This window comes from Gilliamella sp. G0441, assembly GCF_050589305.1.
In the GTDB taxonomy this organism is placed as follows: Bacteria; Pseudomonadota; Gammaproteobacteria; order Enterobacterales; family Orbaceae; genus Gilliamella.
This window is the reverse complement of sequence record NZ_JBNRJF010000010.1, coordinates 16,619-32,998: the sequence shown is the minus strand read 5'-3', so window position 1 is coordinate 32,998 and position 16,380 is coordinate 16,619. Positions and strand designations below refer to the sequence as shown.

At 37.0% G+C, this 16,380-nt stretch carries 16 protein-coding genes; 12 read left to right on the top strand and 4 right to left on the bottom strand.

Annotated features, from left to right (window positions below):
- The 12 genes from lplT to ACKJXD_RS09045 all read left to right on the top strand — a co-directional run bounded on the left by lplT (nt 1) and on the right by ACKJXD_RS09045 (nt 10,640).
- Nucleotides 1–1,209, top strand: a complete 1,209-nt coding sequence (lplT, locus tag ACKJXD_RS09100; RefSeq protein ID WP_267352001.1) for a lysophospholipid transporter LplT — start codon at nt 1–3, stop codon at nt 1,207–1,209.
- Nucleotides 1,175–2,080, top strand: coding sequence for an N-acetylmuramic acid 6-phosphate etherase (gene murQ / locus ACKJXD_RS09095; RefSeq protein ID WP_267352003.1), 906 nt, complete (start codon nt 1,175–1,177; stop codon nt 2,078–2,080). The genes lplT and murQ overlap by 35 nt, the downstream gene beginning before the upstream one ends.
- 288 nt (nt 2,081–2,368) lie before the next feature.
- A complete protein-coding gene (locus ACKJXD_RS09090; protein WP_430876114.1) occupies nt 2,369–4,108 on the top strand; it encodes a carboxylesterase family protein in 1,740 nt (579 codons plus the stop codon).
- A 314-nt stretch (nt 4,109–4,422) separates the two neighbouring features.
- Complete coding sequence (locus tag ACKJXD_RS09085; protein ID WP_220215867.1) at nt 4,423–5,397, top strand: mannose/fructose/sorbose PTS transporter subunit IIA; 975 nt, start codon at nt 4,423–4,425, stop codon at nt 5,395–5,397.
- 22 nt (nt 5,398–5,419) lie between these two features.
- Nucleotides 5,420–6,220 carry a PTS mannose/fructose/sorbose transporter subunit IIC gene (locus tag ACKJXD_RS09080; RefSeq protein ID WP_220215868.1) on the top strand — a complete coding sequence of 267 codons (801 nt, stop codon included), beginning with the start codon at nt 5,420–5,422 and terminating at the stop codon, nt 6,218–6,220.
- 17 nt (nt 6,221–6,237) lie between these two features.
- Complete coding sequence (locus tag ACKJXD_RS09075; protein WP_430876113.1) at nt 6,238–7,149, top strand: PTS system mannose/fructose/sorbose family transporter subunit IID; 912 nt, start codon at nt 6,238–6,240, stop codon at nt 7,147–7,149.
- Nucleotides 7,150–7,310: 161 nt separating this feature from the next.
- Nucleotides 7,311–7,685, top strand: a complete 375-nt coding sequence (locus tag ACKJXD_RS09070) for a DUF956 family protein (RefSeq protein ID WP_430876112.1) — start codon at nt 7,311–7,313, stop codon at nt 7,683–7,685.
- 238 nt (nt 7,686–7,923) lie between these two features.
- Nucleotides 7,924–8,172 (top strand): 30S ribosomal protein S16, encoded by a 249-nt coding sequence (rpsP, locus tag ACKJXD_RS09065; protein ID WP_065559705.1) that lies wholly within the window; start codon nt 7,924–7,926, stop codon nt 8,170–8,172.
- Nucleotides 8,173–8,197: 25 nt separating this feature from the next.
- Nucleotides 8,198–8,725 carry a ribosome maturation factor RimM gene (gene rimM / locus ACKJXD_RS09060; RefSeq protein ID WP_220215871.1) on the top strand — a complete coding sequence of 176 codons (528 nt, stop codon included), beginning with the start codon at nt 8,198–8,200 and terminating at the stop codon, nt 8,723–8,725.
- A gap of 16 nt (nt 8,726–8,741) precedes the next feature.
- Nucleotides 8,742–9,494, top strand: coding sequence for a tRNA (guanosine(37)-N1)-methyltransferase TrmD (trmD, locus tag ACKJXD_RS09055; RefSeq protein ID WP_220215872.1), 753 nt, complete (start codon nt 8,742–8,744; stop codon nt 9,492–9,494).
- Between the two features lie 31 nt (nt 9,495–9,525).
- Nucleotides 9,526–9,876, top strand: coding sequence for a 50S ribosomal protein L19 (gene rplS / locus ACKJXD_RS09050; RefSeq protein WP_034900792.1), 351 nt, complete (start codon nt 9,526–9,528; stop codon nt 9,874–9,876).
- 155 nt (nt 9,877–10,031) lie between these two features.
- On the top strand, nt 10,032–10,640 hold the full coding sequence (locus tag ACKJXD_RS09045) for a MarC family protein (protein ID WP_220215873.1): 609 nt from the start codon (nt 10,032–10,034) through the stop codon (nt 10,638–10,640).
- 112 nt (nt 10,641–10,752) lie between these two features.
- Here the strand turns inward: ACKJXD_RS09045 and ACKJXD_RS09040 are convergent, their stop codons facing one another.
- From ACKJXD_RS09040 to lysA, 4 genes are read right to left on the bottom strand one after another with little or no spacing between them, the layout of a single operon-like run.
- The gene (locus ACKJXD_RS09040; RefSeq protein WP_430876111.1) at nt 10,753–12,162 is read right to left on the bottom strand and encodes an amino acid permease; all 1,410 of its coding nucleotides are present in this window, start codon (nt 12,160–12,162) and stop codon (nt 10,753–10,755) included.
- Between the two features lie 53 nt (nt 12,163–12,215).
- A complete protein-coding gene (locus ACKJXD_RS09035) occupies nt 12,216–13,322 on the bottom strand; it encodes an alanine/ornithine racemase family PLP-dependent enzyme (protein ID WP_220215875.1) in 1,107 nt (368 codons plus the stop codon).
- A gap of 18 nt (nt 13,323–13,340) precedes the next feature.
- The gene (locus ACKJXD_RS09030; RefSeq protein ID WP_065559712.1) at nt 13,341–14,753 is read right to left on the bottom strand and encodes an APC family permease; all 1,413 of its coding nucleotides are present in this window, start codon (nt 14,751–14,753) and stop codon (nt 13,341–13,343) included.
- Between the two features lie 53 nt (nt 14,754–14,806).
- Nucleotides 14,807–16,204 (bottom strand): diaminopimelate decarboxylase, encoded by a 1,398-nt coding sequence (gene lysA / locus ACKJXD_RS09025; RefSeq protein WP_065559713.1) that lies wholly within the window; start codon nt 16,202–16,204, stop codon nt 14,807–14,809.
- Nucleotides 16,205–16,380: the final 176 nt, after the last annotated feature.

Sequence of the window (16,380 nt, the reverse complement as noted above, 5' to 3'; positions counted from 1 at the left end):
ATGAACCACAATTCACTATTAAGCAAAGGCATGGTGGCAACCATGCTGGCGCAATTCTTTTCGGCATTTGCAGATAATGCAATATTCTTTGCTATTCTTGCCTATATCAGAAAACTTCAGTACCCAGAATGGAGTGAGTCAGCACTACAAATCGGTTTTGTGATTCCTTTTATCATCCTTTCTCCTTTTGTTGGTCAATTTGCAGACTGTATGTCTAAAGGAAAAGTCATGATGATTTCAAATGGTATGAAGCTATTAGGCGCAGCCTGTATCTGTCTTAATTTCAACCCTTTTATTGGCTATTTTTTAGTAGGTGTTGGTGCAGCGGGTTATTCGCCTGCTAAATATGGCATTTTAGGCGAACTGACTTCAGGTAATAATTTAGTCAAAGCGAATGGATTGATAGAAGCATCCACTATTGCGGCTATTTTACTGGGTTCACTTGCTGGTGGACATCTTGCCGATATGAATGTCAGTGCGTCCTTACTTGCATGTGTATTAATGTATGGTTTTGCTGTTATTGCTAATATTTTTATTCCTAAACTCCCTGCTGCCAGAAAAGATATTCAATGGAATATAAAGGGTATGATAAAAGATTTTAGTAAAACCGTTCACATTATTCTCAATAATAAACTTGTTTTATATACTTTATTAGGCACAAGTCTATTCTGGGGGGCGGGAGTTACCTTACGATTTTTATTAATCCTTTGGGTACCAGCTGTTTTAAACATTACTGATATCGCAACACCAACAAATCTAAATGCAGTCGTTGCTATCGGTATTGTTATTGGAGCAGGATTAGCCAGCTTACTGATCTCAATCAATAATACGTTACGTTGCATTCCGGCAGGTATTATGATGGGCATTGCCGTTATCGCATTCACTTTACAAAGCAACCTTATTGCTTGTTATGTATTATTAATTGTTATTGGTGCGTTAGGCGGATTCTTTTTAGTACCCTTAAATGCATTAATTCAAAAAACGGGTAAAGATCTTGTGGGTGCAGGCAGTGTCATTTCCGTACAAAATTTAAGTGAATATACTACAATGATGGTTATGTTGGGTCTTTATACTGTTGCTGTATCTTTTAAGATCTCGATAATAACAATTGGCGTTAGTTTCGGCGCTTTATTTGCAATTGTCATCTTTTTACTGTGGCTAGGATTAAAAAAGTATGCAACCAATAAATCTATCAAAAATGTTAACTGAAAGTCGTAATCCATACAGCGAAAAAATTGATAGCTGTTCGACGATCGATATACTCAAAATCATCAATAATGAAGATAAGCATGTTGCCGTTGCTGTTGAAAAAGAGTTAGCAAATATCGCTAAAGCAGTGGATGTGATTAGTCAAACTTTTTTAAATCACGGTCGTTTAATTTATCTCGGTGCCGGCACTTCAGGTCGGCTTGGTATTTTAGATGCAAGTGAATGCCCACCCACCTATGGCACCCCTCCTCAACAAGTCATCGGATTGATTGCTGGTGGTCAAACGGCAATTTTTAAAGCAGTTGAAAATGCCGAAGATAATCCTGAATTAGCAATAACTGATTTGAAAAATATTCACTTTTCAGCCAATGATATTTTAGTTGGTATTGCTGCAAGTGGTCGCACTCCCTACGTTATAGGTGGTATGCAATTTGCTAAATCAATTGGCGCAACAGTGATAAGTTTATGCTGTAACCCCAATGCCCCTATGATTGATCTGGCAGACGTCGCCATCACACCAATTGTAGGAGCTGAAGTGATAACGGGTTCATCAAGAATGAAAGCCGGAACAGCACAAAAACTTGTCCTTAATATGTTAACCACCGCTAGCATGATCAAAATTGGTAAAGTTTACGGTAATTTAATGGTCGATGTCGAAGCCACTAATGCTAAATTAATTGAGCGACAAATATCCATTGTCATGCAAGCAACTGAATGTGACCGACAAACGGCAATGTTAGCGCTTAAGCAGAGTGATAGACACTGTAAAACAGCTATTTTAATGATTCTCGGTCACTTTGATGTTGATCAAGCAAAAAAATTATTATCAGAAAATAATGGTTTTATCAGAAAAGCACTATCGGCGAGTTGATAAGATAGTTATAGAAAAAATAAACATAAATGGTCTGTTTTTATGATCTATGTCTAATTTTCAAATTAGGATTATTGACAATCTATTACATAATAGAGAAATATAAAAACTGTACCATTTATTTAAACAGGATATTACAGGCATAACAGTGCACTGAGATAATTATAATAATATGATTTAGTAAGATTAAGCGTAAATTCATCACTTCTTTCATGGATGTATACACTTCTCGCTAATTTCTGATATTAATTTTTTATTCAATTTTTGAAAGACACACAAGGACATTGTATGAGGAAAACACTATTTCATATCGCTATACTTGGTATTTTCATCCTATCAACGCCAATGGTTGTCTATAGTCAAAATCATCAGCTTTTAACAAATTCCAATTTATCAAAGATATCCACTATCTCGGATCCAACTTTGATAAAAACCCAATTTGGATTAGTTAAAGGTCAACTCGACAACCTCAACAACGTTCTCGTGTGGACAGGCATACCTTATGCGAAAGCACCCTCAGGGGAGCTAAGATGGAAAAAACCGATTGACCCTGAACCATGGGAAGGTATATTTGATGCAACTCAAGCAAGTCCTATCGCATTTCAGCTCAATGAAAATAACATCATTGGTTCAGATAATAGTTTAAATCTCAATATCTATCGACCGAATAATAATAAAAAAAATTTACCTGTTCTCGTTTATATTCACGGTGGAAACAACCAAATCGGAAAAGCAGAAGAGATGACAGGCAACGGCATGGTAACCGATTTGGATGCAATTTTTATCTCAATTAATTATCGTTTGGGGCCACTAGGATTTAATCCGCTTCCTGCCTTGCAAACGGGTGATAAACTCGAAGATTCGGGTAACTATGCGTTATTGGATATGGCAAAATCATTGGATTGGATTAAAGACAATATTACTTATTTTGGTGGAAATCCTCACAATATCACTGTCTCTGGCTTTTCAGCGGGTGGACGAGATGTGATGGCGATGTTAATCTCACCTATTTTTAAAGATAAATTTCAAAAAGCGATCTCTTTTAGTGGTGGTATGACCATAGCAAATAAGGAAGATAGCATTAAAGTCTTTGCCAAAGCTATTGCCCCACTTGCTGTTGAAGATAAAATAAAGCCGACCGAAGAACAAGCTTATCATTGGCTGTTAACCAATCATCCCGATGTCAAAGCATATTTGTATAGCCTATCTTCTGAAAGATTGGTTTCACTGATGAATAATGCCGGAATCAGAATGAGTGTCTTTCCGCATTTATATAACGACGGCTATGTGATCCCCAAAGAAGGGTTTAATACGCATCAATATCATTCTGTGCCATTGATCATGCTGACCGGTACGGGTGAATTTTCATTATTCGCTAAATCTTCGGCTTATTTTAGTGCGTCCTTTAATCATGGTATACCAAGTGGACAAACGCTAACAGCATTTCAATTCGCCAATAAATATGGCGGAAAATTATATGATTTATTTAATGTTTCAGACTCAGCCCAAAAAATGGCACCTTCCTATAAAGCAAAAATTTATGGTATGGAAATAAAATACGGCGAGGATCAAAATATTGTAGGCTTACCAATGGGATTATATGGTGCTTTTCATGGTGTTTTTTTACCACTGATGGATCCGTATTCAGAAAATTATAACGGGTTAATAGCAAATGCCTATAAAACTCAAGGCGCTAAACAACTCAGTAAGATTTATAAAAAATATATTCATAATTTTATTTATAACGGCGATCCTAATGGTGACGATTTAGTTTATTGGAATAATTGGTCAACAACAAATAATAATGCGGATAAGGGACTACTCTATATCAATGCCGACAAAGAAAAAGCTATAGTTTATATGGGAAGACAACATTTTTCTTACCGTGATGTGCTTGATGAAATGGATAACGATCAATCTATCCCACCAGAAATAAAAAAAACGCTTATTTCTGAGGTATTAAATGGTCGGTGGTTTAGTCATGAACTAGATCTTAGATATCATAATAAGTCATTATGGATAAAATGATGTATTCTTGATAAAACGTTTAGATCAAATAAGATAATTAGCAAAAAAATATCTTGAATATCTCATTATTGAAAATTTTGAAATTTATAAACCATTAAAAAGTTATTTAAGCAAAAAAGCTATTTACAAAATGGGGATTTATTTCAATAATTCTATTCGAGATAAAACTTATATTGGTTCGTTAATATCACGAATTTCAGCCCTGTTTAAAGTTACAGACTATATTATTTATAGTTAATTTTTAATATCAATTTTTGATAAAAATTTATGACATTTATATTATGAATATAATATAAAAATTGGGAGGTAGTTGTATGGTAGGAATTATTCTAGCAACTCATGGTGAGTTTGCAGAAGGGATTCTACAATCTGGGTCAATGATTTTTGGAGAGCAAGAAAACGTGCAAGCTGTAACCTTGCATCCAAGTGATAGCCCGGAGAGTTTAAAAGAACGAATGTTAGCCGCAATAGCAACATTCGACGATCAAAATGAAGTACTTTTTTTAGTTGATTTATGGGGTGGCACGCCATTTAATCAAGCCAATAACCTATGTGGTGAACACCCTAATTGGGCAATTGTTGCAGGTTTAAATCTGCCGATGCTTATTGAAGCTTATTCATCTCGTTTTTCAATGGAAACAGCTAAAGAAATTGCCGTCGCAATCTTAGAATCAGCGAAAGAAGGAATTAAAGCAACAGTTGAAGCACCTGCTGCAAGCACCACTGCCACTCAACAAACGAATACCATACCTGAAGGCACCGTTCTAGGTGATGGTAAAATGAAAATTGTCTTGGCTCGGGTTGACTCTCGTTTATTACATGGTCAAGTCGCCACCGCTTGGACAAAATCAACCAATCCTAATCGTATCATCGTGGTATCGGATTCAGTATCGAAAGATGAATTAAGAAAAAAACTGATCGAAGAAGCCGCGCCTCCTGGGGTAAAAGCAAATGTCGTGCCGATTAAAAAAATCATCGAAGTTTCGCGCGATCCACGATTTGGCAATACTAAAGCATTATTACTATTCGAAAACCCACAAGATGTATTACGAACTATTGAAGGCGGGGTCGACATTGATACCCTTAATATTGGCTCAATGGCGCACTCTGTCGGTAAAGTAATGGTAAATAAAGTGCTGTCAATGAATGCGGATGATGTAGAAACATTTGAAAAATTAAAAGAAAAACACGTTAAATTTGATGTTCGCAAAGTACCTAATGATTCTAATAGTAATATGGATGAATTGTTGAAAAAAGCGAAAGAAGAATTAGCAGCACAAAAGAATTAGGACTTATACAAGAGGTTATATTATGACATTATCAATTGTTGCTATCATTTTAGTGATAGTTATTGCCTTTCTGGCAGGAATGGAAGGTATTTTAGATCAGTTTCAATTTCATCAACCGTTAGTTGCCTGTTCATTAATTGGTTTGGTGACCGGTAATCTTGAAGCGGGTGTTTATTTGGGTGGCTCATTACAAATGATAGCCTTAGGTTGGGCTAACATTGGTGCCGCCGTTGCACCCGATGCCGCTTTAGCCTCTGTGGCTTCGTCCATCATTTTAGTCTTAGGTGGACAAGGTGAAGCAGGCGTATCAACAGCTATTGCTGTTGCCATTCCTTTAGCGGTTGCTGGATTATTTTTAACAATGATTGTCCGAACCATTGCGGTACCTTTAGTACATATGATGGATGCAGCGGCAGAAGAAGGTAATATCCGTAAAATTGAACTATTACAAATATTAGGTATCTGCTTACAAGGTTTAAGAATTGCCATTCCGGCAGCTGCGCTATTATTTATTCCAGCCGAAACAGTAAAAGGCGTATTAGAATCTATGCCTGAATGGTTAACAAAAGGTATGGCAATTGGTGGTGGTATGGTCGTTGCTGTGGGTTATGCCATGGTAATTAATATGATGGCAAATCGTGAAGTTTGGCCATTCTTCATCATCGGTTTTGTGGTTGCGGCTATCTCAGAATTAACCCTTATTGCGTTAGGTGCATTAGGTATTGCATTAGCAATGATTTATCTTAGCCTTTCAGAACGTGGCAATTCATCAAATGGTGGAAGCAAAGGTGATCCACTTGACGATATTTTAAATGATTACTAGGTACTTGGAGTAAAAAAATGACTGATAAAATTCAATTAAGCAAAAAAGATCGTTTAGCGGTTGCTTGGCGCTCAACCTTTCTCCAAGGTTCTTGGAATTATGAACGTATGCAAAATGGTGGTTGGGTCTATTCAATGATCCCTGCAATAAAAAAACTCTATACCACCAAAGAAGATCGTTCAGCAGCACTTAAACGCCATTTAGAATTCTTTAACACTCACCCTTATTTAGCTTCACCAGTTCTTGGTGTAACGCTTGCTCTCGAAGAAGAACGTGCTAATGGTGCTGCTGTTGATGATGTTGCCATCCAAGGTGTAAAAGTTGGGATGATGGGACCTTTAGCCGGAGTTGGTGATCCCGTGTTCTGGTTTACGGTAAGACCAATGCTTGGTGCGCTTGGCGCATCACTTGCACTTAGTCACAGTGTTATGGGACCAATTTTATTCTTTATACTTTGGAATATTATCCGTTGGAGTTTTATGTGGTACACCCAAGAGTTTGGTTACCGTACAGGTTCTAAAATTACCGATAATTTATCGGGTGGCTTACTGCAAAAAATTACCAAAGGTGCTTCCATTTTAGGGATGTTTATTCTGGCGGCCTTGGTACAAAGGTGGGTATCAATTAATTTCCAACCAGTCGTTTCAAAAGTTAAAATGGCCGACGGTACTTTTATTGATTGGAATCACTTACCAACTGGTTCAGAAGGCATTCAAACCGCATTACAACAAATGCAAGCAGGGTTATCCCTTACTCAAGAAAAGGTCACCACCTTACAAAATAACTTAGACCAACTGATACCAGGACTGGTTCCGTTACTTTTAACCTTTTTATGCATGTGGTTATTACGTAAAAAAGTATCACCAATCTTAATAATCCTCGGACTCTTTATTGTCGGGATTGTAGGACATGTGATTGGTCTTCTATAAGTTCAAACTTTAAGTAATCGATAAAAAGCATAATTTACTGTTTAAATTATGCTTTTTTATCTTTTATCAAAATATTTGAATAATTGAGTCCAAAGGTTTTGGCTGTTCACATCATAAAAAAACAATAAATTAACTTTAGTATTAATATGGAAGTCATATAAATGGTTCAATCATTAAACTCCAAAATAGACCTAACCATTAAAGCTACCGCATTTACAGCTTTTACCGAGTATGGACAAATTATGATTGGAAATAAAGCGTTGGAATTTTATCATCAGCGAGATGCACGTAAATACATCCAAATCCCATGGCAAGAAGTCGAATATGTTTCTGCATCCGTCTTATTTGGGGGAAAATGGATACCACGTTATACTATCCACACGAAACAAAATGGCTCCTTTACCTTTGCCTCAAAAAATCCTAAAGACGTATTAAGAGCAATCCGAGTTTATATTGGTGGTGACAAAATGGTAAAATCATTAGGTTTTTTTGGTGTTTTAAAGCGAGCATTTACTCGCAAACCAAGTCAAAAATAATCGATGCTAATATCCAAAATATTATAAATTATTCTAGCGTTATTCATGGTGAGGGTGACAACGGATAATGAATGCTATTTTGTCTATTCATTTTTTAATTGAATCTATTATATACTATCTTGTCTCTATCAATCATAATCAGTCATTGCACTTTTTGCCAGAAGGAGTATAATTCTGGGGCTTTGATTCTGTCCATGTTGGGCAGGAAAAAGATTATTTTTTAATTTAAGAGGATGTTATGGTAACTATTCGTTTAGCTCGTGGTGGCTCTAAAAAGCGCCCTTTTTATCAAGTAGTTGTCACTGATAGCCGTAACCCACGTGATGGTCGTTTTATCGAACGCATTGGTTTCTTTAATCCAATTGCACAAGGTAAAGCAGAAGAATTACGTTTAGATCTTGATCGCGTAAATCATTGGGTTGGTTTAGGTGCAACTGTTTCTGATCGTGTTAATTCATTGATCAAACAAGCACAAAAAGCTGCTTAATTAAGTAATAGATAGTCACTGTAAAATGAATACTGAGAATTTCATTGTTGTTGGTAAACTTGGTTCAAGCTACGGCATTCGTGGATGGCTCAGAATTTTTTCGTTTACAGAATTTCCAGATAGTATTTTTGATTACACACCTTGGTATATCCAGCGAGCTGGAAAATGGCAAGAGGTAATCGTAGAAAGCTTTAAACCCCATAATCAAGATATGATTGTGAAACTCAAAGGTGTTGACGATCGTGATCAAGCCAATGCATTAACCAACATTGAAGTGTTTGTCGATGCTGAAAATTTGCCTGAACTGAATCATGGTGATTTTTATTGGAAAGATCTGATTGGGTGCCGAGTAAAAACAGTCAACGGTTACGATTTAGGTCAGGTCACTGATTTAATGGAGACCGGCTCTAATGATGTATTGGTGGTAAAAGCAAATCTAAAAGATGCATTTGGAGCAACAGAACGTTTAATCCCTTTTGTTGAAGAACAATTTATTAAACAAGTTGATTTAACAACAAAAATGATTGTGGTCGATTGGGATCCTGCTTTTTAATTGGTAAGGTAACACTATGTGGATTGGCGTAATTAGCCTTTTTCCCGAAATGTTTCAAGCCATTACCTGTTATGGCGTAACTGGTCGAGCTGTAAAAAATGGGCTGTTAACAGTAAATTATTGGAATCCGCGCGACTTTGCGCATGATAAGCATAAGACTGTCGATGACAGACCTTATGGTGGTGGGCCGGGTATGTTAATGATGGTACAACCCCTTAGGGATGCAATTCATGCAGCGAAAGCTGTAGCAGGTGACAATACAAAAGTAATCTATCTTTCCCCACAAGGGCGCAAATTGAACCAACAAGGCGTTTGCGAATTGTCACAAAATCAAAAATTAATTTTGATTTGTGGACGTTACGAAGGTATTGATGAACGCGTGATCCAAACCGAGATTGACGAAGAATGGTCAATTGGAGATTACGTATTGAGTGGTGGTGAATTACCGGCAATGACGATGATTGATGCACTGGCAAGATTTATTCCCGGCGTGTTAAATCATGAATCATCAGCAGAAGAAGACTCTTTTGCTAACGGTTTACTTGATTGTCCTCACTATACCAGACCTGAGGTGTTAGATGGAATGGCGGTGCCTGACGTGTTAATGTCTGGTCACCATGAAGCGATTCGTCGTTGGCGATTAAAACAATCCCTTGGACGAACTTGGTTAAGAAGAGAAGATCTTCTTGAAAATCTAGCTCTGACTGATGAAGAGCAATGTTTACTCGCTGAGTTTCAACGTGAATATCAGGATAAACATAGCCATTAAGATTTCAGTATAACTAGTAAGAGATAATATTATGAAAAATGCAATTATTCAGCAATTAGAACAAGAACAAATGAAAAAAGACATCCCGTCTTTTCGCCCGGGTGATACGGTTGAAGTAAAAGTATGGGTTGTTGAAGGTAACAAAAAACGTCTTCAAGCATATGAAGGTGTGGTTATTGCAATTCGCAATCGTGGTTTACATTCTGCATTTACAGTACGTAAAATTTCGAATGGCGAAGGTGTTGAACGAGTATTCCAAACTCATTCACCGATTGTTGATTCAATTACTGTGAAACGTCGTGGTCAAGTACGTCAAGCTAAACTTTACTACTTACGCGAACTTCGTGGTAAAGCGGCTCGTATTAAAGAGCGCCTAAACTAGTTTTTATTGATTAACAATAAAAAACGATTAAAATAGATTAAATAAAATATGGTCACCATTAAGGTGACCGTTTTTATGTGTAACCAATATTTTTTTCCCACCAGCTATCGTTGACACAATTCAAGCAATATCTTGGTCGAATAAAAGGTAATACTATGGCTAACTATCTTGTTGAGATTCTTGCCACAACAATAAAATTATTTGCATTAATGACACCACCTGCTGTATTAAGTGCATTTTTGAGTGGTACAAAACTGTATGATGAACAAGCACGTCGAAAAACCGCACGTAAAACGTCTTGTGCCGTGTTTATTATTGGCATTGTGCTATTCTTTTTCGGTAATGCGATGTTTAGTATTTTTGGCTTTACTCTCGATGCATTTCGAATTGGATCGGGTGCATTACTCTTTGTAACGGCAGTGGCATTAATGAACGATTCGCCTGACAAAAATAAAATTAATAGCGATGATGATATTAGTGTTGTTCCTTTGGCTATCCCTCTTTGTATGGGGCCTGCATCAATTGGTACAATTATCGTATTAGGAACAAGTTCAGATGGTTTAATTCAAAATTTAATTGGTGCGTTATCACTATTCATTGCATCAAGTGGTATTTATGTCATGTTATTATGCTCTAAAACCATCGCTAAAGTTTTAAAAAATACCGGAATTGCAATTTTATCAAAATTAACTGGATTATTGATTTCAGCAATTGCTGCCCAAGTCGTATTTACTGGCGTCGCCGGAATTTTAAATCTTAATTAGTCAGATCATTGAATATATTAGATAATGACAAAGGTCAGATGTTATCTTCTCGGTAATCACTACTACGTTTACGGTAGTGAGTGATTACACCAATCTTATTTAACCAAATAGTTTAGTCATTTGCATGGGGCATAATTAATTTTCTTTTTTTGAAGAAAAAATACGAACTGATAATAATCATAATTAATACCAATTCCGATATAAAAATAAAATAACCGGATTCACCAAACCAAACTCCAATAATGATAATCGTATTAATCACCATCGAAATGATCGCAAGCCATGGATAAAATGGTGATTTAAATTTAATGGTCTCTTGCGGATATTTCCCCTTATTGACCCCTTGACGAAACTGAAATTGACACCAAGCGATAATAATCCAAGCAAAACATCCAACCTGCCCTGTCGCTGCAACCAAATAAAGATAAAGTTTTTCCGCAGCAATATACTTTGAAAATAATGATACCAGCGCAATAATGGATATAAACAATATTCCTTTGGTTGGCGCTCCCCGCCTATTCACCTCTGCAAAATATTTTGGTGCTAAATTATCCTGAGACATTGACCATAACATTCTAGAACTGGCATAAATTGCAGAATTAGCTGCCGATATAGCGGCGCAAAAAATCACAAATAACATGACATAAGATGCAAAATTGATGCCTGCTTGCGTAAATACCCAAACAAAAGGGCTTATCTCTTCTTGTGCATTACCATAGGGATAAACGAGTGCCAAAACTGCAATTGCTAAAACATAAAATAGGATGATTCTAAAAGCGACACCTGTAATTATTTTAGGTAAAACGGTTTGCGGTGATTGGGCTTCCCCTGCTGCACTTCCTATCAATTCAACGCCTTGAAAAGAGTAAGTGACAATCGTCATACAGACAAAAATCGCTGAAAAACCGTTAGGAAACCATCCGTTTTCTGTTTTCAATGTTGGTAGCACATGGGTGTCAGCATATTGATGATATAGCAAGTAAATACCTGTCCCAATAAAAGCAATAATTGCCAGAACTTTTATTGTTGAAAACCAGTATTCACTTTCGCCGTAAGCTCGTACCGATGTGAGATGTACAAAGGTTAAAACAATTAAAATAATTAGACTAAACAGATAAATAGGAATAGAAGTGATAAATTGGTGAGCAATAATTGATGCCGCCGTTAAATCAGCCGCCATCGACAGCACCCAACTTAACCAATATAACCAACCTATAGTATAGCTCCAAATGGGATTAGGTATAAACATTAACGCATAGTGCTGGAAAGAACCGGCATGCGGAAATGCGCATGAAAGCTCACCTAAACAGAGCATGGTGGAGAGCATAATACAACCAGCCATCAAATAAGCGATAATCGTCCCTAGCGGACCAACTGTGCTAAGTGGTGCTGCAATACCAATAAATAATCCGGTACCAATCGAACCACCCAAAGAGATCATCAACAGATGCCGATTTTTTAAATTCTTTTTTAAACTAGTGGTACTCGGATAGGAACTTCCTTGATATTCAGATGTTGCCATGTAAACCGCCTAGTAAGGTAAAAAAGCTGCTGGAAACCAGCAGCTAACACGAATTAATAAATAAACCGTTTTTCTACACCATTCGTTTGACATGCCATAAGTAAGGCTGTGTAATCGAGTTCAAAACCAATCATATCACCTACTTTCAGTGTTTCTAACACATCTTCAATATCAACGATGGTATGATCACTGGTTTGCCCCAAAACCGTAATACTATCATCGATAGGTACACAGTTTTCAGCCGGCACATCTTGACGACCAAAAGCAAGTAGTGCACGTTTACGAGTACCATGATCGACAAAGGTTTTACTATTTAAAAAGGCATCGACTCCAAGCTCCCCTACAGGCACGGTTGGCTTACTATTAAGTTCAATAATTTGTGCGTATAGCTTATAGATATCGCTACATGCTTTATCGACAGGTTTATTGGAATGATGAAATTCATCCAGATATTTCATATCGACATATTCAATACCAAACTCATGTAAACCACCTATTCTGATGTGATTCAATCCTTTAGGCCAAACACCTTTATCTAACAAATGGTAACTGGTACAATTACCGGCAGATAAGTATTTGATTTTAATACCACAAGTTTCCTCTACTTTGCGTGCTATGTGTAAAAAATCAACACCATTTTTAACCGTAGGCAAAACGGTTCCATAGCAGTTAAAGTTGGTGCCAAGCCCATAAAGCTCAACACCCGGTAACGAAAGAATGAGATTGACGGTATCAATAATCTCATCAAGATGCTCAAACCAGATACCTTCTCGTAAATCCCCCATATCCACCATGAGCAACACTTGGTGAATCTTTCGCTGTTTAACGGCTTCATCAGATAAAGCCGTTATGACTTGCTTTTCACTATTTAAGCTAATATCCGCATATTTCACAACGTCGCTGATTTCACTTAAACAAGGACTACGTAATAAACACGTTTTACAATTTAAAGCCTCTTTGAGTTTTTTTAAATTGTAAGTTCTTGATTCAGCAATAACATCAATACCACCATCTAATACAGCTTTCGCTGTTTCGACGCAGCCATCAAATACTTTATTGACAGCCATGACTTCAATGCCGTGTTTAGCTAAAATGTCTTTCTCAACACGGGCATTTTCTTTTAATTTGCGTAAATCAATTTCCAATATGGGTTTGTACATGCTTTACTCCTCTATACCTTACTGTTCGAGCAAACGATTGCGTTTTTGAGCACGATGATATATCCATTCTGCTAATACAATCGCAAGTACAGCGCCACCAACTATCTTAGCAATATACTCAACGTATCCACCCATATCGATTTGAGCTGGTGGTATAAAGACTAAAATCACAGCAAATAGTGTAGATAAGAACCCTAAAGCGGGTAATACCACTGGTAACACTTTACCCGGAATTTTAAAGCTACGTGGTACATCAGGTTGAGTCACTCGTAATCGATAGTAAGCGATAAACATCACTAAGTAAGGAATGAAATAGCAAATTGTTGTCAACGCCGTCAACATCCAATAAGCTGCAGCAATACTTGGTGATACAAATGTTGAGAAGCAAAGTACAGTTACGATGATTGCTTGAACAACCAGTGCAAATGTCGGTGTTTGATAAACCGGATGTAAACGACCTACACGCTCACCCAACAAATTATCCTCTTTAGAGGCTTCTTGTAGCATATAGATTGGCCCAACTAACCATGAGTTAATTTGTCCTAAAGCACCAAAGAATAAACATATTGCCATAACAGGTAACAACCAAGGCATATGTAATACATTGGCAGCAGATTGCATCGCTTGCATAACGCCAGCAACAATATCAGTATCTTCGGCTGGTAATAATGTATTGATAGCCCAAGAGCCAATCATATAAATACCAACAATAACAATTGCTGACACAGCCATCGCTTTTGGAAAATCACGTTGTGGATCACGTGTACGCCCGGCAATCATTGGCGCCACTTCAAGCCCAGCAAACGCAAACATCATACTGGATAAAAACACAATCGTATCCCAACTGCCTAAATCAGGAATCCAATCACTTAAATGCGTATAATCGGTTGCCATTGGATGACCAGTCAATAACCAAACAATCGCGAGTAAGACAATAATCGCTGCGGGAATAAATACACCAAGCCAAGCACTCACGCTATTAATAATCTTAGTCCATTTTAATCCCCGAATATTCATCAATGTTAAAATCCAGAAGACCACCATGGATCCCACCCCAATAAATACTTCATTTTGGGCTAATTCGGGACTAAACATATAACCAATAGCCGTAAAACCAAATTGCAACATCAATGGGAAGAAGAGTACACAGGAAAATAAAAAACAAACCACTACAATCCAAGCGATACGCTTACCAAATGCCTCTTTAACCCAAACAAATATCCCGCCATCTTTTGGCCAACCTGTTGAAAGTTCACCACACACCATGGCTAATGGAAAAAACAAACAAAATGCCGCAATGAGCCAAAGCACCATTGCTGATGCGCCATAAGGAGCAACGTTAGGAATTTGTCGTAAACTCAGTATCGCAATGACATTCATAAATACAATGTCTTTGATACCGAGCAAACTTGAATCTTTAGAATCACTCATAATAACCTCACATTGTAATATCTGGGGCAACGTGTGCCCCAGATAGATCATGATTAATAGATGTCGTATCCAACCATATCTTCGTAAGTGTCCTCACGGCGAATCAAGCGATCTTTGCCTTTTTTGTCTATCATCACAACCGACGTACGAGGGCGATTGTTATAGACTGTCTGACTTTCAATGGTATAAGCTCCAGCATCAAGGAAAGCAATAATATCGCCAATGTCGGTATCTTTAGGTAATAAGAACTCTTCACCTTTAACACCAACATGATAGTAGTCACCACCATCACACAAAGGACCGGCTAATTTAATATATTCATCATGTGATTCATTAATTCGAGATGCATTATAAACATAGAAGAACCAATCGAAATGTTGACTATCAGATAACACGCTATAACCTGCATCAACAAATTTCCATTCAACATGTTCTTCAATGTTACCGTCTAAATCATAATTCGTTTTACGTTTTTCACAGGCAACTTCTGTTAATAGCACCCCAGCTGAACCGGTAACTTTTCGACCAGGTTCAATACAGATTTCAACATCGGTACGCCATTTATGTACTTCACGAATGACTGCATCAGCAAAATCTTGGGCAGTAATACCGGCATACATATTGTCTTGTAATGGGTTACCGTTTTCGTCATCGTATTTATAAGGAACAGGAATACCACCCCCTACATTAATTAAATCAAACTTGATTCCTAACACCTCTTCTAAACGGCGAGATTCATCAACAAGTACTTTGGTTGCTTTCGCAAAAGGTTCAGCTTCCGGTACCTGATCCCCAACGTGCATATGTAGTCCACGTAAATGGACATAAGGCATTTCAAGAATACGGCGACAAGTCTCTTCTGCTTGTTCTAAATCGATACCTGACTTAGCATGATAAGCAGTAACTAATTCAGCGTGTGTTGCTGATGGTACATTCGGTTCAACACGTACACACACATTCGCCACTTTTTTCAATTTTTTTGATATTTCATCGATAATATCAAGTTCATATAAACTATCGACGTTAATAATATACAGATCATTTTTAATGGCATATTCAAGATCAACTGGTTTTTTTACCACACCATTAAACACGATTTGGCTACCCGGAAAACCAATCTCTAAACATTTACGTACTTCAAACATTGAGTTTGCTTCAGCGTAAATACCCGCATCTTTAATGGCTTTGAGTACGCCCATAACAGAACAAGTTTTAGAAGCATAGAAAATTTTTGTTTTTGGATGCGCTTTGAATGCTTGTTTAATTTCTTGAACATTACGATCAATTTCTTTTTCAGAAAACACATAAAAAGGCGTTGGATATTTTCTTGCTAACTCTTCTAAATTAACGCCATCAAAACATAATTTACCGTTTTCAGCACTAAAACGACGATCTTTAGTTATAAGATCGTGACGTAATTTGTTATAATTTGACATAATTTTGTCGGACATATGACCTCCAGTTAATGAGTACTCAAAAAGTACATAAGAAAATAAGTAAAATGGCTTTTCTCTTGTAATGCAATCAGCATGCCAACTTAATAATACAAATAATCAATAAGTTAAACTAAACAATCTAGCAACAATTTTTGTCATTAAGTTAAAAACATGTCTTTATGACAAAAATT